Annotated in this window: 14 protein-coding genes and 1 pseudogene; 11 read left to right on the top strand and 4 right to left on the bottom strand. The window is 73.7% G+C overall.

From position 1 onward, the window contains the following. The first annotated feature begins 25 nt into the window (after positions 1 to 25). Entirely contained in the window at positions 26 to 403 is a 378-nt protein-coding gene (locus tag ACIA6C_RS12315) for a hypothetical protein (protein WP_366081502.1), read from the top strand. A 150-nt stretch (positions 404 to 553) separates the two neighbouring features. On the opposite strand, the gene ACIA6C_RS12310 is transcribed toward ACIA6C_RS12315, so the two are convergent. Continuing rightward, the gene (locus tag ACIA6C_RS12310) at positions 554 to 1,198 is read right to left on the bottom strand and encodes a flavodoxin family protein (protein WP_399274969.1); all 645 of its coding nucleotides are present in this window, start codon (positions 1,196 to 1,198) and stop codon (positions 554 to 556) included. 188 nt (positions 1,199 to 1,386) lie between these two features. On the opposite strand from ACIA6C_RS12310, the gene ACIA6C_RS12305 reads away from it, so the two are divergent. Then, positions 1,387 to 1,608, top strand: a complete 222-nt coding sequence (locus ACIA6C_RS12305) for a hypothetical protein (RefSeq protein WP_399274967.1) — start codon at positions 1,387 to 1,389, stop codon at positions 1,606 to 1,608. A 173-nt stretch (positions 1,609 to 1,781) separates the two neighbouring features. Next, entirely contained in the window at positions 1,782 to 2,330 is a 549-nt protein-coding gene (locus ACIA6C_RS12300) for a hypothetical protein (protein WP_399274965.1), read from the top strand. A gap of 24 nt (positions 2,331 to 2,354) precedes the next feature. Here the strand turns inward: ACIA6C_RS12300 and ACIA6C_RS12295 are convergent, their stop codons facing one another. After that, positions 2,355 to 2,849, bottom strand: coding sequence for a hypothetical protein (locus ACIA6C_RS12295; protein WP_399274963.1), 495 nt, complete (start codon positions 2,847 to 2,849; stop codon positions 2,355 to 2,357). Beyond that, a complete protein-coding gene (locus tag ACIA6C_RS12290) occupies positions 2,846 to 5,344 on the bottom strand; it encodes a molybdopterin oxidoreductase family protein (protein WP_399274961.1) in 2,499 nt (832 codons plus the stop codon). The genes ACIA6C_RS12295 and ACIA6C_RS12290 overlap by 4 nt, the downstream gene beginning before the upstream one ends. 334 nt (positions 5,345 to 5,678) lie before the next feature. Between ACIA6C_RS12290 and ACIA6C_RS12285 the strand changes: the two genes are divergently transcribed. From ACIA6C_RS12285 to ACIA6C_RS12260, 6 genes and pseudogenes are all read left to right on the top strand, one after another. Then, complete coding sequence (locus ACIA6C_RS12285; protein ID WP_399274959.1) at positions 5,679 to 6,770, top strand: mechanosensitive ion channel family protein; 1,092 nt, start codon at positions 5,679 to 5,681, stop codon at positions 6,768 to 6,770. A 74-nt stretch (positions 6,771 to 6,844) separates the two neighbouring features. Further along, positions 6,845 to 8,107: a low temperature requirement protein A gene (locus tag ACIA6C_RS12280; RefSeq protein WP_399274957.1), complete on the top strand. Its 1,263-nt coding sequence runs from the start codon at positions 6,845 to 6,847 to the stop codon at positions 8,105 to 8,107. 73 nt (positions 8,108 to 8,180) lie between these two features. Further along, complete coding sequence (locus ACIA6C_RS12275) at positions 8,181 to 9,440, top strand: pyroglutamyl peptidase (protein ID WP_399274955.1); 1,260 nt, start codon at positions 8,181 to 8,183, stop codon at positions 9,438 to 9,440. An 81-nt stretch (positions 9,441 to 9,521) separates the two neighbouring features. Next, on the top strand, positions 9,522 to 10,169 hold the full coding sequence (locus ACIA6C_RS12270; RefSeq protein ID WP_399274953.1) for a hypothetical protein: 648 nt from the start codon (positions 9,522 to 9,524) through the stop codon (positions 10,167 to 10,169). A 27-nt stretch (positions 10,170 to 10,196) separates the two neighbouring features. Further along, positions 10,197 to 10,460 carry a hypothetical protein gene (locus tag ACIA6C_RS12265; protein WP_361134783.1) on the top strand — a complete coding sequence of 88 codons (264 nt, stop codon included), beginning with the start codon at positions 10,197 to 10,199 and terminating at the stop codon, positions 10,458 to 10,460. 623 nt (positions 10,461 to 11,083) lie between these two features. Continuing rightward, a pseudogene (locus ACIA6C_RS12260) lies at positions 11,084 to 11,473 on the top strand (transposase); the annotation flags it as partial. On the opposite strand, the gene ACIA6C_RS12255 reads toward ACIA6C_RS12260, so the two are convergent. Then, on the bottom strand, positions 11,359 to 11,793 hold the full coding sequence (locus ACIA6C_RS12255) for a VOC family protein (protein WP_361134780.1): 435 nt from the start codon (positions 11,791 to 11,793) through the stop codon (positions 11,359 to 11,361). The pseudogene ACIA6C_RS12260 and the gene ACIA6C_RS12255 overlap by 115 nt on opposite strands. 208 nt (positions 11,794 to 12,001) lie before the next feature. On the opposite strand from ACIA6C_RS12255, the gene ACIA6C_RS12250 reads away from it, so the two are divergent. Next, a complete protein-coding gene (locus tag ACIA6C_RS12250; RefSeq protein WP_399274951.1) occupies positions 12,002 to 13,408 on the top strand; it encodes an Ig-like domain-containing protein in 1,407 nt (468 codons plus the stop codon). A gap of 387 nt (positions 13,409 to 13,795) precedes the next feature. Then, on the top strand, positions 13,796 to 15,778 hold the full coding sequence (locus tag ACIA6C_RS12245; protein ID WP_399274949.1) for an RICIN domain-containing protein: 1,983 nt from the start codon (positions 13,796 to 13,798) through the stop codon (positions 15,776 to 15,778). The last annotated feature ends 158 nt before the right edge of the window (positions 15,779 to 15,936 follow it).

The raw sequence follows: 15,936 nt of genomic DNA, 5'->3' as shown, positions 1-15,936 counted from the left end.
CGCACAAGGATCCGAGGAGTACACCGTGAACGCAGCCAAGAAGTTCGCCCTGCTGGCCGGCGCGGCCGCCCTGACGGCCGGGCTCACCGTCACCTCACTGCCCGCGGCGAGCGCCGCCCCGGCCAAGCCGGCCGCCGACTGCGGCGTCCACTCGGACGGCAGGCTCTACTGCGGGAACAGGGCCGGCGCGAAGGGCTACGCGGACCGCTCGTACCGTTCGGCGACGCGCGGCACGCTCAACACCACCTACAGCTGGTTCGTGTGCTGGGGGCCCGGCGACCCGCACGCGGGCGGCAACAACGTCTGGTACTGGACGCAGCTGGACAACGGTGCGTGGGGCAACGTCCCGGCCGTCGATGTCAACACGCCCAACGACCCGGCTTACGGCCTGCGCCAGTGCTGAGGCAGGACTGCTGAGGCGCGACTGCCGAGCCACGACTGCCGAGGGCCTACGGCCGAGCCATCGGCACGGTGGGGCCCGCTCCCGGCCGGGAGCGGGCCCCACCGCTTCGTCGTCCGCGGGCTGTGGACCGGCCGGCGGCCCGGCGCCGCGTCAGCTCGGCGGGTACCCGGCCGCCTTGAGGCAGCGGGCCAGGTGCGCGGTGTTCGCGGCGAGGGTCGCGGTGGTGCCGGCCGTCTCCTCCGGCGTCTTGTCGAGGTCCTGGTAGTCGGTGCCCTGCATCGCCTCGCCGACCCAGTACGTGACGGCGCCGGGCGCCAGGCTGAAACCGACGTCGTTCAGGCCTTGGAAGAGGTCCGCGCCGACCTTGTGGGCACCGTCCTCGTTGCCGACGACGCACACGGCCGCGACCTTGCCGTAGGTGAGCAGGCGGCCCTCGTCGTCGGTCTCGGACAGTTCCGCGTCCAGCCGCTCCAGGACCCGCTGGGCGACGCTGGAGGGGTGGCCCACCCAGATCGGTGTGGAGATGACGAGGATGTCGCTGGCGAGGATGGTCCGGCGGATCTCGGGCCAGGCGTCCCCGTCGCCCATGTCGGCCCGCACTCCCGGTTTGACGTCGTGGTCCACGACCCGGATCACCTCGCCGCTCACACCGTGTTCGCCGAGGGCCTCCATCGTCTGCTCGGCCAGCAGCTGCGAGCTGGAGCGGCCGGGCGAGGGAGTGAGGCTGCAGACCAGCGCCACGGCGCGCAGCGGGGTGGCCGGGGAGGCGGCCGGGGGGTTCTGTGTCGTTTCCATACGGACGCGGGTGCCCTCGCACGGCGTTCTCTACCGGGACCCCCGCGCCGGGCCGGGAGGGACCGAGGGACACCCCTGAACCACACGCTCGGTCACCGAAAAGGTGCGCTGCGTAGCAGGGCGTGGCAGCGTCGGGAGTGCGGAGGCCAAAGAGGTCCTTCCGACGAGAGCAAGGAGCGTGAACCGTCATGGGCGGTATGCGGGACAAGAACCAGCAGCCGGGCAAGGGCCGCGAGGAGCAGGAGCACCAGCGGCAGCAGCGTCCCGGCCAGGACGCCGGGTCCATGCGGACCGGTGGCCGCCAGCGCAAGCCGGGTGAGGTGTCGCACGACCGCGCCCTGGACGACGACATGCCGGGCGACGACATGCTGGGCGACGACGACATGGGCATGCCCCGCGACAAGCGCTGAGCCCGCGGCCGCGCGCACGAGGACTCCGGCCGGTGTCCGAGCACCGGCCGGAGTTCGCCGTGCCGGGCCGCAGGCCGGAGTGCGAAGGGCGGAGCGGCCGGGTCTTGCGGCCGCTCCCCACGGGTAGGCGCACCGGCGAGGACCCGCGCGCACGAGGCGCAAGGAGGCACGACATGGCCCGGCTGTCGGTGCAAGGGGCGGAAATCGTCGTCCGGCTGTCCCCGCGCGAGCGGCTTGCCGTGCGCCGTCGGCGCGGCATCCGCGTCCCCGCAGGGGCGGTGCGCGAGGTCGCCGTGGAAGCAAGCTGGTGGCGCGTGCTGCGCGGGGCGGCGGGCAGGGGAAGCTGGCATCCCGGACGCTGTGTGGGGATCAGGCGCTCGCCGGAGGGCGAGGACTTCGTCTCGGTACGGGCCTTTGGCCCGGTGCTCCGTCTGGAGCTGGCCGGCGACGTGGAGTTCCGCCGGGTCGCGCTCAGCGTCCCCGACCCGGAGGCGACGGCGCGCAGGCTGCGTGCGCTGCGGCCCGAGGGCCCTCCGGCGCCGGCGGCGCCGCAGCAGGACGAACCGCGCGCGGAGCAGGCCCCGCGCCGCCCCTTGCTCCAGCACGAGGGGGGCACGGTGGACGACCACGGCCGCGCTCCCGGCTCTCCCTCGCGGACCGGGACCGGCTCGCAGCCGAAGGCCGACGACGAGCGGGTACGCAGGGCCGACGAGGGCGGGTGACCCCGCGCGACCGCGTGCCACGCGTCAGAGGCCGGCCAGGATCTGCGGCGACAGGTTCTTGATCATCGTGTTGGCCCAGCGGACCTGCCGGAGCGTCTGCGGGTGGCATGAGGAGGCGAGCTCCAGCAGCCGGGCCTCCCGGGTGGCCTGCGCCGTCTGGGCGAGCATCTCCCAGTGCAGCGAGTTCTCGGCGGCGGCCAGGTAGAGGTCCTTGAGGTCGTGCAGCAGGAGCAGGCCGGGCTCGGGGCGCCGGCCGAGGGCTTGCGATGCCTTCTCCCGCAGCGCGGCGAGCGCTCCGCCGGTGTCCGTGTGCGCGGGTGGCCCGTCGAGGTCCAGCGAGTAGGGCCGGCCGGCCTCGGCCAGGCGGACGGCGTGCTCGTGGGACCAACCGGCGAGGTCGAGGGCGACGTGGTGCACCTCGTGTTCGGTGCGGTGGCGTTCGGCCGCCGCCCTCAGCTCCTTCTCCAGGTGCCGTTCACCGTGGTGCAGCGTGCGCAGGGTGAGGGTGATGCCGTTCACGGCCGGGCCGCCTCCCTCGGTGTGGAGCCGTCCCGCGGGCCGTCCGTGCTCTGGGTGGCCAGGGCGTCGGGGCCGCCCTCGGTGGGGCGGATCCCGTCGGGGCGGGCCGGGGCGGACGCGGTGGTGGTGGGGGCGGGCGCCGGGACCCCGCCGCCCCGCCGGACCAGGGTGAGGCGGGCCGCGGCGGTCTTGTACAGGGGCTGCTTGGACACGGGGTCCCAGTCGGTGACGGTCGTCTCGTTCGCCGCCCTGCCCGGCCCGTCCCCGGACGGCCCGGAGCCCTCGGCCGTGTCCCAGTAGCCGTAGTGGAACGGGACGAAGAGCAGGCCCTCGCGGATCCCGGTGATCCGCAGCGTGCCGCGCAGGGAGCCGCGGGGCGTGGTGACGTCCACGAGGTCGCCCTCCGCGAGGTCCCGGGCGGTCGCGTCGGCGGGGGACAGTTCCACCCACACCTCGGGAGCCGCCGCGTTCAGCTGCGGGACCCGGCCGGTCTTGGTGCGGGTGTGGAAGTGGTAGAGGGTGCGGCCCGTGGTCAGCTGGAGCGGGTACTCCCGCGAGGGCACCTCGTGCGGCGGATGGTATGCGGCGGCCTTGATGACGGCCTTGCCGTCCGGATTCAGGGAGCGGTACTCCACCGCCTCCACGGAGGCCCCGGTGACGAGGTCCTTGCCGTAGCTCTCGCAGACGTCCGGGTGGGCCCAGCTGACGCCGTCGGTGTAGAGGCGCTCGGTCCCTTCGGGGTGGGCCTCGTCGCACGGCCACTGGATGCCGCTGCCGCCGCGCAGCTTCTCGTACGTGATGCCGGTGTAGTCGCAGGGCCGTCCGGCACTGCACCGCTTCCATGCCTCGAACGCCTCCTCCGGTCCGTCCCAGGTGATGAGCGGGCCGCCGTCCTTGTCTCGGAAGTCCATGCGGCGGGCGTAGTCCAGGAAGACGGCCAGGTCGGGGCGGGCGTCGCCGGGAGGGTCGACGGCCTTCTCGCTGAGGTGGACCGTGCGGTCCGCGTTGGTGAAGGTGCCGGTCTTCTCCCCCCAGGTCGCGGCGGGCAGGACGACGTCGGCCAGTTGCGCGGTCTCCGTGAGGAACAGGTCCTGCACGATGGTGAACAGCCGGTCCTGGGCGAGGGCGGAGCGGATCCGGCCGAGCTCCGGCAGCGAAACCGCCGGATTGGTGCCGCTGATCCACAGCATGCGGATCGATCCCTGTTCGGCGTAGCGGAAGATCTGCATGGCGTGCGTGGGCGGCGCGTAGTGCGGGATGGACGACGGCTCCACGTTCCAGACCTCGGCCAGGTCCGCGACGTGCTGGTCGTTCTGCCAGTTCCGAAACCCCGGCAGGTCGCCGTCCGCCCCGCATTCGCGGGTGTTCTCCGCCGTGGGCTGCCCGTTCATCTGGAGCACCCCCGCTCCGGGCCGGCCGAGCATGCCCCGGATCAGGTGCAGGTTGTTGACCTGTACGGCGGCGGCCGTGGCCTGGTGGGACTGGTAGACCCCCTGGAGGACGGTGGACAGCAGCCGCTCGGCGGAGCCGAGGATTGCGGCCGCCTCGCCGATGGCCGCGGCGGGCACGTCGCAGATCGCGGAGGCCCACCCGGGGGTGCAGGGCGCGACGCGCCGGCGGAGTTCCTCGAAGCCGACGGTGTGCGCCTCGATGAACTCCTCGTCCACGCGGTCGGTGCGGATGATCTCGTGCAGCAGGGCGTTGAGCAGGGCGATGTTCGTCCCGGGGCGCGGCGCCAGGTGGACGTCCGCCCTGCGGGCCACGGGCGTGGGGCGGGGATCGACGCAGATCAGGCGGGGCGGGTCGGCCCCGTCGAGCCGGTCGAGTACGCGCATCCACAGGACGGGCTGGGTCTCGGCCATGTTGTGCCCGAAGAGCGCGAGGGTGTCGGCGTGGTCGATGTCCGTGAACGAGCCGGGCTGGCCGTCGCAGCCGAAGGACTCCTTCAAAGCCTCCGCCGCGGTAGCGGTACACAGCCGGGTGTTGCCGTCGAGGTGGTTGGTGCCGATGCCGGCCCGGGCCAGCACGGCGAGGGTGTAGTACTCCTCCAGGAACAGCTGGCCGCTGGTGTAGAAGCCGATGGAGCCCGGGCCGTGCCGGTCCAGGAGTTCCTTCGAGCGGGCCGCGATCCGCCCCATCGCGGTGTCCCAGTCGCAGGGCACGAGCCGGTCCCCGTCGCGGACGAGGGGGCTCGTCAGGCGGTCCTGGGAGGCGTTGGCCGCCCAGCCGAAGAGGTCCTTCGGGCCGAGCCGGCCCCGGTTGACCCGGTCCTCGGCGCGTCCGCGGACGCCCACGATCCGCCCGTCGCGGACGGCGATGTCCATGGCGTCGCCGTTGGAGTGCAACAGCGACGCCGCCTGGACCCAGCGGTCGACCTCGTCGGCGGTGGTCCCGGGCGCGAGGCGGGTGTCCGTCCGTACGGGCCAGGCCGCTCCCCGTGCGTAGGGCGTGCGGCCGCCCCAGGGGTCGGCGATGCGGTCCACCGACGCTTCCATGACCCACCTCCACCGATCGCCACGACGTTCCCACCGGCGCCTACCCGGGGCCGGGCGGCTCACGCGGGCGCTCGGCACCTTCCTCCGGACGGCGCAGCGCCCGCACCAGCCCCGGGGGACGGCGGCACGGAGCGGCCGTGGCGGGCGGCCCGGCGGCCGGGCCGGGCCGTCCCATGGGGCAGGATGGAAACTCCCGTTCGCAGGGCGTCCATCCGCCCGAACGGGGGCCTCCGCACGACGAACTGACAGGTGACAAGGTGACGACACACCCCATACGACGGCCCGCGGCGGCCGTCGCCGCTCCCCCGGCCCGGCGCGGAGCGGAGGGTCCGCGTTGAACCGGGGCCTCGTCCTGCACGACTGGCTGGTGGCCGGTATCGCGCTGGCCGCCGGAGGCGTGGCCGCGCTCCTGCTGCGCGGACTGCTGCGCTGGCTGGCCAAGCACGCCCTGCGGACCCGGTGGAGCGGGGACGACATCATCGTCGACGCGCTGCGCACCCTCGCACCGGGAGCAGCCGTCATCGCGGGCGCAGCGGTGGCCGCGGGGACGCTCCCCCTCACGACCAGGATCTCGGGGTTCGTCAACGCCTCCCTGACGGCCCTGCTGATCCTCTTCGCCACGTTCAGCGCCGCCCGGGTCATCGCGGGCCTGGTCCAGTCCGTGGCGCAGTCGCGGACCGGAGTGGCCGGCTCGGCGACCATCTTCGTCAACATCACGCGCATCGTGGTGCTCACCATGGGCGTGCTCGTCGCACTCGAAACGATGGGCGTGTCCATCGCGCCGCTGCTCACCGCGCTCGGCGTGGGCGGTCTGGCGGTGGCCCTCGCCCTCCAGGACACCCTGGCCAACCTCTTCGCGGGCGTGCACATCCTGGCCTCGAAGACGGTGCAGCCCGGTGACTACATCCGCCTCAGCAGCGGTGAGGAGGGGTACGTCGTCGACATCAACTGGCGCAACACCGTGGTGCGCAACCTGTCGAACAACCTGGTCATCATCCCCAACGGGCGGCTCGCCAAGACGAACATGACCAACTACACCCAGCCCGAGCAGCAGTTGTCGCTGCTGGTGCAGGTGGGAGTGGGGTACGAGAGCGATCTGGAGCACGTGGAGCGTGTGACGCTGGAGGTGGTCGACTCCGTGATGACCGACATCAACGGCGCCGTCCCCGAGCACGAGGGGGCCGTCCGCTTCCACACGTTCGCGGACTCCCGGATCAACTTCACCGCGATCCTCGGCGTCGGTGAGTTCAGCGACCAGTACCGGATCAAGCACGAGTTCATCAAGCGCCTGCACCAGCGGTTCCGGGAGGAGGGCATCTCGATACCGGCTCCGGCGCGGACGGTCGCGCTCCGGCGGGAGGACACGCCACCGGCGCACCCGGTCCTCCCGCACCAGCGCGAGGGCGGGCGGACGACGGTGCGCTGATGCGGCGGGCCCGGGGGCGTGGTGTCATACGAAGGGCAGGCCGCGTGCGCGGCGGGACGGACCGGGGCAAAACCATGGCCACACCTCAGCCGGGGGCGGGCGGGGGCGGCGACACGGCCGACGACCGCGGCGCGGGCTCCGGACCGGCCGCGGGTTCCGGGCCGGACGCGGGTTCCGGGCCGGGGCGGGAGAGCCGCCACGCCGACTGGCTGGAACTCTTCTTCGACCTCGTCTTCGTCGCCCTCGCCGCCCAGTTGTCGGGCCGGCTCCACGGTGATCCCGGTCCCCGCGACTTCGCGGTGTTCCTGGCGCTGTACTTCCCGCCGTGGTGGCTGTGGATCAACCTCACCGTGTCGGCGAACGTCTTCGTGGACAATCGCCCCCGCCGCCGGCTCCTCATGCTGTCCGCCATGCTCTGCCTCGCCGTCATGGCCGTCGCCGTGCCCGCCGCGGAGACGGACCGGGGTGCCTGGTACGCCCTCGGCTACGCGGGCACCCGGCTCGTGCTCCTCGGGCTGTGGTGGCCGGCCACCCGGTTCCCGGGGCCGCAGCGGGTGCCCCGCTGGCGCCCGCTCGGCTACTGCCTGGCCTCCGGGCTGCTGTGGGCCGGATCCATCGCCGTCCCCGCGCCCTGGCAGTACGGCGTCTGGGCCGTGCTGATCGCCGCCGAGATGGCGCTGCTGCTGAGCTCGCGCGGGGCGGGCGTCCCCCGCCGCCTGGACACCGGGCACCTGGTCGAGCGGGTGGGGCTGGTCGTCATCATCGTGCTCGGCGAGTCCGTGATCGCCCTGGTGACCTCCACCGACCAGGCGTGGACCGTACGGGCCGGGGTGACCGCGGTCCTCGGCTTCGTCCTGCTGGCCGCGCTCTGGTGGTCGTACTTCGACTTCGGCTCGGCCTCCGCGGAGCGCGTGTTCGCCGCGGCGACCGACCGCGCCGCCTATCTGCTCGCGCGTGACGTCGGCGGCTTCCTGCACTTCTTCGTGACCGCGGGCGTGCTGTGCATGGCCGGCGGCCTGTCGACCGCGGTCGTGGAAGCCGACCACGGCCACCTGCCGTCCGGGGCGCTGTGGGCCCTGGCGGGCGGGCTGGCGCTCTACCACGCGGCCCACGCCTGCATTGCGCTGCGCTACCGCCGTTCCGTCTCCTCCACCGCCGTGTGGGCGGTGCCGGGCATCGGCGTGCCGTTGCTCGTCGTCTGGGGCGGCGCCCACCTCGCGCCGTGGCTCGTCGTCCTGCTCCTGGCGGCGGAGGCGGTCGTGCACCTGCTGTACGCGCGCAAGGTGCTGCGACGGCGCGACGCGGCGGCGGAGGCCGAGGCCGAGGGGCGTACGTAAGGCTGTCCGGACAGGCGCTGGTTGGGGCGACCCAGCCTGTGTAATGTCACATCGCATGATGATCTTACGGCGCGTGGCGTCTGCCGCGTCCCTCCTCTGTGTCCTCCTTCCGATCGCCGTCGCCGCTCCCGCGCACGCGGCCGACGGCTCGGCCTGCGGCACGTCGCTCGCCGTAGCGCCGGACGCCGAGCAGGCGCGGCTCGAGGACGCCCGCACCTCGGCGCTCGTGGAGCGCGGCGGCTTCGGGGACTTCGTACGTCGTTTCCCCGCCGCGCTGTGCAGTGCGCGCGGCCTCGCCGAGGCCGGCCGGCTGCTCGACAGCTGGGGCGGGGCGCTGTGGCAGTCCGCCGTGCGCCGGGCCCAGGGGCAGCGGCCCGCCGGTGACCTGCCGGCCGGCGACGACCGGCCGCTGTACTGGACCCGGCTCGCCATGGCCGCCCAACTGGCCCGCTGGGACCCGGGGTTCGCCGTCGACCGCGCCGCGCTGCGCAGCCGTTTCGAAGACGCCTCCCGCGGTCTCACGGACAACGCCTTCCGGACCGCGCCCGGGGTGCGGCGCGTGTTCATCAGCGGCTTCGACCCGTTCGGGCTGGACGCCGAGCTCCGCCGGGCCAACCCGTCCGGTTCCGCCGCCCTCCAGCTGAGCGGCCGCCGCATCACCCTGGCCGACGGCAGCCCCGCCGAGGTCCGCGCCGTCGTCCTGCCCGTGCGCTACGCCGACTTCGACGCCGGCATCGTGGAGCGGGCCTTCGCCCCGAGGCTGGCCGGCGGCCCCGCGGCGGCGGACGTCATCACCACCGTCAGCCAGGGCTACCCCGGCATCTTCACCCTGGAGGCGTGGGCGGGCCGGGCCCGGTCGGCGGACCCGTACCCCGACAACACCGGCGCCCTGTCGGGCGGCACCCGCGAGCACCCCGTGACCGCCCCCGGTCTCGGCCCGGGCGCGGAGTTCATCAGGACCACCCTGCCCGCCGGAGCGGTGACCGGCGCCGTCCAGGCCCCCTACCCGGTCCTCCTCAACACGGAGGTCACCGAGATACCGGCGGGCGGCACGACACCCGTGGACCGGGCCGACGGCCCCACCCCCGGCTCCCGTGCGGTGGAGGGCGGCGGGGGCGGCTACCTCTCCAACGAGGTGGCCTACCGTTCCAACCGGCTGCGCGGCGAGCTCGCCCCGGCGCTGCCCGGCGGCCACCTGCACACCCCGGTCCTGACGGGCCTGCCGGCCGATCCGCAGCTGCTGACCGGCCCGGAGTTCGAGCGCAACGAGAGCGCGATCACCGCGGAGGTCCGCTCGATACTGGAACACGCGGCGGCGCCCACCGCCCGCTGAGCCCGAACAGGCGTGTCACGGGCGGGCTATACGATCTGACGCGTACGCCCGCCCGTCAGCCGAAGGAAGAGCGCCGAAACCATGACGGTCCATCGACCGGGTCAGCCCGGTGACCTGCCATCGCCGGAACTGCTGTGGGCGCGCTGGGCGTTGCTCGCCGTCCTGGAGGCGACCACCGAAGCCGAGGGCCGCGGGGTGCACCGCACGGGCCACTGGATCAGCGGAACCGGCCTCCATCTCGATGACGCGGGCTGCACCTGGTGGACCCTGTACCGCAGCGACGAGGACCACTACGTGCTCTACGGCGAGGACGAGTCGAGCGGCGTCAAGTGGCACGAGCCCCGCATCGACATGCTGGCGGGCGCGCCGAGGTGGCTCCCGTACGAGAAGCTGCGCGACCTGCTCGAAGGCTGGGAACTCGGCTGCGTCTACTGGTACGAGAACGGCTCCTGGGCCCGCGCGCCGTATCCCGAGGGCCTCGGCGACGACGGCCTGCACTGCGGTATGAGCCGTTTCCTGGACCGCGAGGAGGTGCTCGGCATGCTGGCCGACATCGACCGGCCGGTGGAGGGCCGGACGGCATCCGAGCTCCTCGGCGCTGCGGAGGGCTACCGCCTGACGCCCGATCACCTGAAGGCGCTTGCCGCCGACGACCCCGCCCGGGACCTCCCGGCGATGCGCCGCGCCCTCGCCGCGGCCGGCCTCGCGGCGGCGCCGCTCCCCCGCTGAGCCGTCCGGCGTGGTTAACGTCGTCCCATGAACACGTCACCGCAGCCCTTCGAGATCCTCCTCGTCCCCACCCACGTCGAGAAGCCGGGCGAGCCCCACCGGTCCGGTGATCCCGTACGCTCCGCCGTCGTCGAGCCCACCGGCGAGACGGGCGCCTCGGGGTACCCCCGGTACGAGGGGGGCGGCATGCTGGCGGACATCGACCCCGCGAGCGGCACGGTGGAGGCCCTGCTGGTCGACGGCGCCGAACTGGATTATGGGCTCACGGCCGTGGCGAAACCCCGCAACTGACCCGCCCTCCGGCGCGGCCGACGGGCCCGGCTCCGTCCGGCGTGCCACGCCGCGGCCCACGGCCTGACGGTGTCGGCCAGGCAGCCGTGCCACCTGGCGGACCGGGGCGAGTCGGGCCGTAGGAACGGGCCGGACGGGCGATGCAACGGCGGGCACCCGGAGGGTGCCTCACGCGGCCGCGAGGCGCTCGCGGTGAAAGCCTTGGCCGACCGGGCGACCGGGCGACCGGCCACGCTCATGGCGCTGGTCGTCCCGTGCGGCGCTCAAACGGCCCGCCGGCTCCTGGCCGACACCGGCCGGGCCCCGGCAACGGGGCACCGCGGACGGCCGGCGCCGTCCCCGCGCCGGCCGACGGACGTGACCTGCCCGCCGGACTCGGGCAGGCCCTGCGCAGCGCCCACCACCGCGCCCGTACCCCGACCGTCCCGCCGGCGCAACGCCGCCGCCCGGCCGGTGCGCGACCCGGCCGCCCGCCGATCCGCGTCCCGTCGGGAAAGGGCCGGCGCGGCCCGCCGAGTCGCGCCGCCGCGCCTCGCAGGCCCCGCGGACCCGGTCCTGCACGGCGGCCGGACGGCGCCCCCCGAAGCCATGCGAGCGCATGAGGTGCTCGCCGCCGCCGGGCGCACGCGCCGCGCCGGCTCGTCGAGGCGATGCGGTGGAAGGTCTCGACGCAGGCGCCCCGGACGGAGCTGCCTGCGTGCTACGGCGCCTGGCACACGGTGGCCGAACGGTTCCGCCTCCGGTCCGCCGACGGCACCTGGAACCGCGTGGACGCGGCCGCCGGTCCCGCCGGCACGGGCAGCGGGGAAGACGGCCCGGACGACCGGACGGCCGGACGACCGGACGCCCCTTGGACACCCGGCTCCCGCGGAGGAGCCTGGGCCACGGTCCTGCGCCGTCATGCCGCGCCGAAGTCGGGGAGGGTGAGGGTGCCGTCGTCGGCGAGGGTGAAGCCGGGGTTGTGGGCGATCTCCCAGGGATGGCCGTCGGGGTCGGTGAACGTGCCCGCGTAGCCTCCGTAGAACGTGGTCGCGGGAGGGCTGGTGACGGTGGCTCCGGCGCCGCGCGCCGCCTCGATCAGCGCGTCGACCTCGTCGCGGTCGCGCACGTTGTGCGCGAGCACGATCCCGCCGAAGGCCCCCCGCCCGGTGTCCTCGATCCCGGAGTCCGCCGCCAGCTTGGCGCGGCTCCACAGGATCAGGGCGAGGCCGCCGGCCTGGAAGAAGACGGTCTCCGCGGTCTCCTGGCCCCGCCAGCCGAGGCTCTCGTAGAACGCCCGGGAGCGGGCGAGGTCGCCGACGCCCAGGGTGATCAGGCTGATGCGCTGTTCCATGGCCGGAAGCTACCACCGGTCCCGCCGGGGGCGCCGGGCTTGCTCCGTGCGGGTTGTCTTGTGTGCCCTTTCGGCGGCGGCGCCCGAGCGGGTGATCATCATCAAGGCGTCCAATCGTTTTGATGGTGTCATCGGGCCGTGGGCGATCGGGGAAGGCTGCGTGGCGATGACATCGGCACACGGGGCAGGACGAAACAGGTTGTGGGGCGTGCTCGCCGCGGTTGCCGGGGCGGCCCTCGTGGTGGCGGCGGCGCCGGGCCGGCCGGCGGGATCCGACGCCGCGCGGCTCGCCGCCGGGGGCGCGGAGGCGGCCGTCACGCTGCTGGTCGGCAGGGCACTGGACGACGGCCACGGAAACGTCACCGTACGGTGCCCTGCGGAGAAGGCCCTCCACGCCGGACTGTGCGACGGCTGGCGGCAGCAGCGGGTGCTGGCGACGGCCTGGGGCGCCGGATCGGTCCTGGGCGGGCCGACGGGTCCGGCCGGCCCGGCACCCACCGTCGCCCTGCCCACCGATGCCGACGGGCCGCTGGAGATCGCCCTCGCCGACCCGGGGCGGCTCACCGACGTCACCGTCCACGACCGGCACGGGCGTTACGTGGGCGGGGCGCCCGACGCGGCGAACCGGCGCTGGACCAACACCGAACCGCTGCGCGCGGGCGAGGAGTACACGGTGCGGGTCGGCGCCGAGGACGCGGCGGGGACCCCGGTCGGTGTGACGATGGCGTTCCGGACCGCGCCTCCCTCGGACGACGGCCGGCTCACGGTCGAGTTCGGGCCGAAGGAGGGTACGTACGGCGCGGGGCAGATCGTGACGGCCACCCTCAGCCGCCCGGTCGCGGCCGCCGACCGGACGGTCCGCGCCCGGGTGGAGCAGTCGCTCCAGGTGACCTCGGAGCCGGCGGTCGAGGGCGCGTGGCACTGGGTCGACGACTCGACGCTGCACTACCGCCCGCGCACCTACTGGCCGGCCCACGCCGTGGTGCACGTACGCAGCGGCCTGGACGGGGTCGAAGTCGGCGAACACGCCTACGGGGCCTCCTCGGACGGCCTCGACCTCAGGATCGGGGACCGCGTCGAGGCGGTCACCGACGCCGCCGAGCACGAGATGACCGTACGCCGCAACGGGCGGGTCATCCGCACGATCCCGGTCACCACCGGCAAGGCGGGGTTCCGCACCCGCACCGGCGTCAAGGTCGTGCTGGGCAAGGAGCTGGAGGTCCGGATGCGGGGGGACTCCGTGGGCATCGGCCGCGGCACGAGCGAGTTCTACGACCTGCCGGTCCGCTACGCCACGCGGGTGACGTGGAGCGGCGAGTACGTGCACGCCGCGCCGTGGTCGGTCGAGGCGCAGGGCGAGGAGAACGTCAGCCACGGCTGTACCGGCATGAGCACCGCCGACGCCGCCTGGTTCTTCGAGACGGTGCGGGAGGGGGACATCGTGGAGGTGGTGAACAGCGGCGGCGAGCGGATGACGCCGTTCGGCAACGGCTACGGCGACTGGAACCTGGACTGGCCGGTCTGGCAGGAGGGCAGTGCCCTCACCCCCCGGGGAGCCTCGTCCGCGCAGCCGGCGGCGGTCCACACCTCCTCCCGACTGCGGCCGCTCGCCTGAGGTTCGGACGGTTCTCACGGTTCGTGACGGCGGGAATTCGGCTGGTGATAAATAGGTGAAACACTGACTGAATTACCGTCAACAAGCCGGTACCTTATATCTCGATTACATAACGAGATGCCGATAAAAGGCCTGGACCAATACCCGTTGACGCGCGTATATCCCTTGAAAAACAAGGGATCTGACCGTTCATCAAATACGGTCGGGTAGGTAACGGTCCGATATCTCGGACCGCTTTCCCGTTTGTCCGAATTCTCCGCGCTAACCGTCTGGCAGGCTTCCGCGCACCCACTCTTCCGACCACGAGTTGAGGTGCGCATGACTAGACATCGCAGACGACGTGAACACCGGCGCAAACCCCGGCGGTTCATACTCGTCACCGCCGCCATGGCCACGGCGGCGGTGATCGCGGGGGGAGTCGCCTACTCCGGACTGGGGGACGGCGCCCAGGCGGCCCAGCCCCTACAGGCCGAAGCGCTCGGCTCCCAGACGGCCGCGCCGGCCGCCGCACCGGCCAGGGACCAGGAGCCGGCACCCCTGTCCGGCGCCCCCGCCAACGAGGACGCCCGCGGCATGGTCTACGACGGCCTCAAGGCCGCGCCGAAGGGCGACCGTTGCGTCGGCGTCTACCGCACGGAAGCCGGGCAGTGCACCCACGGCCCCGACGCCCCGCCCAAGGGCGTCGACATCAAGGCCGAGATACCCCCCGCCGTCAAGACGAAGGCGGCCGCGGCCGATCCGGCCCACCCCGAGGCGAGCACCCCCGCGAGCACCGAAGGCGACGGGCGTCCTCAGGACGCGCCCGCCGCCGACGCGCGCGGAGCCAAGGCCGCCGCCGCCCCGGCGCCCGCACCCTCCTCCGCGGGCAAGGCCGTCGCCGCGGGCCCCGCCGGCCAGACCGTCCAGTGCGACGGCGACGGCAGCACCGGCAACCGCGTCCAGGTCGTCTACGTCCACGGTCCCGACCGCGACCGGTACTCCGAGTACGTCGCCTCGTTCCGCAAGTGGGCGGCCGACGCCGACCTGATCTACTCGACGAGCGCCCAGGAGACCGGCGGCATCCGGCACATCCGCTACGTGACGGCCGCCGACTGCACCCCGACGGTGCTGAACATCGAACTCCCCGCGTCCGCCCTCTCGGAGTTCAGCGCGACCAACAACGCGCTCGCCGGTAAGGGCCTCGACCGCCGCGACCGCAAGTACATGATCTTCGCGGACACCCAGGTCTACTGCGGGATCGGCACGTTCAACGGCGACGAGCGCGCCGGCCAGGACAACCTGAGCAACTTCGGCCCCTCGTACGGCCGTACGGACTCCGGCTGCTGGGGCGGCCACACCGCGGCCCACGAACTCGGCCACAACCTCGGCGCGGTGAACAACAGCGCCCCCAACACCAGCCGCGGCGCGCACTGCACGGACGAGTACGACGTCATGTGCTACTCGGACACCCCGTACTACCCGCAGATGCGGTACGTGTGCTCCAACCAGGCGGCCGAGAACATCCTGGACTGCAACCACGACGACTACTTCCACACCAACCCCAAGCCGGGCAGCTACCTGGCCACGCACTGGAACATCGCGAACAACCAGTTCCTGATGCGCACCGGCGGCGGCACCGACCCGAACCCCAATCCGAAGCCGACGCCGACGCCCAGTCCCAACCCGACGAAGAAGCCGACCGGCGGGCCTGTCGTGACGGCTGGTCAGCTCAAGGCCGACTCGGTCGTCGTCAGCTGGCCCAAGGTGGACGGCGCGGTCTGGTACCAGGTGCTGCTGAACGGCAAGCACCTGACCTGGACGCAGTCCCAGGTGCTGCGCATCTACAACCTCCAGCCCGGTACGGACTACAAGGTCGCCGTATCGGTGCGCGACGGCGCCGGCCGTGACAGCGGCCCCGGAAGCGCCGCGTCCTTCCGTACGCCCGGCACCGGCGGCGGAGCCACCACCCCGGGCAGCCGCTACACCCTCGGCAACGGCAGCACCGGCATGTCCGCCGAGTTGTGGGGCGGCCGTACCGCCGACGGCACGGTGCTCGTCGGGGCGCGGGCCAACGGCTACGCGCCGCAGCAGTGGTACTTCGACGACGCGGGCGGCGGGCTCGTACGGATCCGCTCCGCGGCGTCCGGCAAGTGCCTCCGGACGGGCAGCGCCCCGGCCGCCGGCGTGTGGGTCGCGCAGCAGCCCTGCGGGAACGACTCCGCCCAGAACTGGCGGGTGTCCTCGCGCGCGGGCGCGGTGACCGTCACGGACGCCTCCGGCGGCTACGCCCTGACCGTGAGCAACCGCCCCTACTACGGGGACTGGCTGCTCGACCTCCAGCGCGCGGACGGCCGCGCGACGCAGGTGTGGACGGTCCAGAAGGCCGGCTGACGCGCGGCGTGCGCCGGGCAGTGGGGGGGGGGGGGGGGGGGCCCCCCCCCCCCCCCCCCCCCCCCCCCCCCCCCCCCCCCCCCCCCCCCCCCCCAAAAAAAAAAACCCCCCGGCCCCCCCCCCCCCCCCCCACCCAGCCGACCCACCCACCAAAAAAA

Origin of the sequence: Streptomyces sp. NPDC051578 (assembly GCF_044454045.1) — a bacterium.
Taxonomy (GTDB): Bacteria; Actinomycetota; Actinomycetes; order Streptomycetales; family Streptomycetaceae; genus Streptomyces.
This window is presented reverse-complemented; position numbering and strand designations above follow the sequence as displayed.

Excerpts from the sequence above, each read along its gene's own strand:
- ACIA6C_RS12305 (WP_399274967.1), top strand. The coding sequence starts at position 1,387 with ATGGGCGGTATGCGGGACAAGAACCAGCAGCCGGGCAAGGGCCGCGAG.
- ACIA6C_RS12255 (WP_361134780.1), bottom strand. The coding sequence starts at position 11,793 with ATGGAACAGCGCATCAGCCTGATCACCCTGGGCGTCGGCGACCTCGCC.
- ACIA6C_RS12290 (WP_399274961.1), bottom strand. The coding sequence starts at position 5,344 with ATGGAAGCGTCGGTGGACCGCATCGCCGACCCCTGGGGCGGCCGCACG.
- ACIA6C_RS12300 (WP_399274965.1), top strand. The coding sequence starts at position 1,782 with ATGGCCCGGCTGTCGGTGCAAGGGGCGGAAATCGTCGTCCGGCTGTCC.
- ACIA6C_RS12280 (WP_399274957.1), top strand. The coding sequence starts at position 6,845 with ATGGCCACACCTCAGCCGGGGGCGGGCGGGGGCGGCGACACGGCCGAC.
- ACIA6C_RS12310 (WP_399274969.1), bottom strand. The coding sequence starts at position 1,198 with ATGGAAACGACACAGAACCCCCCGGCCGCCTCCCCGGCCACCCCGCTG.
- ACIA6C_RS12270 (WP_399274953.1), top strand. The coding sequence starts at position 9,522 with ATGACGGTCCATCGACCGGGTCAGCCCGGTGACCTGCCATCGCCGGAA.
- ACIA6C_RS12245 (WP_399274949.1), top strand. The coding sequence starts at position 13,796 with ATGGCCACGGCGGCGGTGATCGCGGGGGGAGTCGCCTACTCCGGACTG.
- ACIA6C_RS12265 (WP_361134783.1), top strand. The coding sequence starts at position 10,197 with ATGAACACGTCACCGCAGCCCTTCGAGATCCTCCTCGTCCCCACCCAC.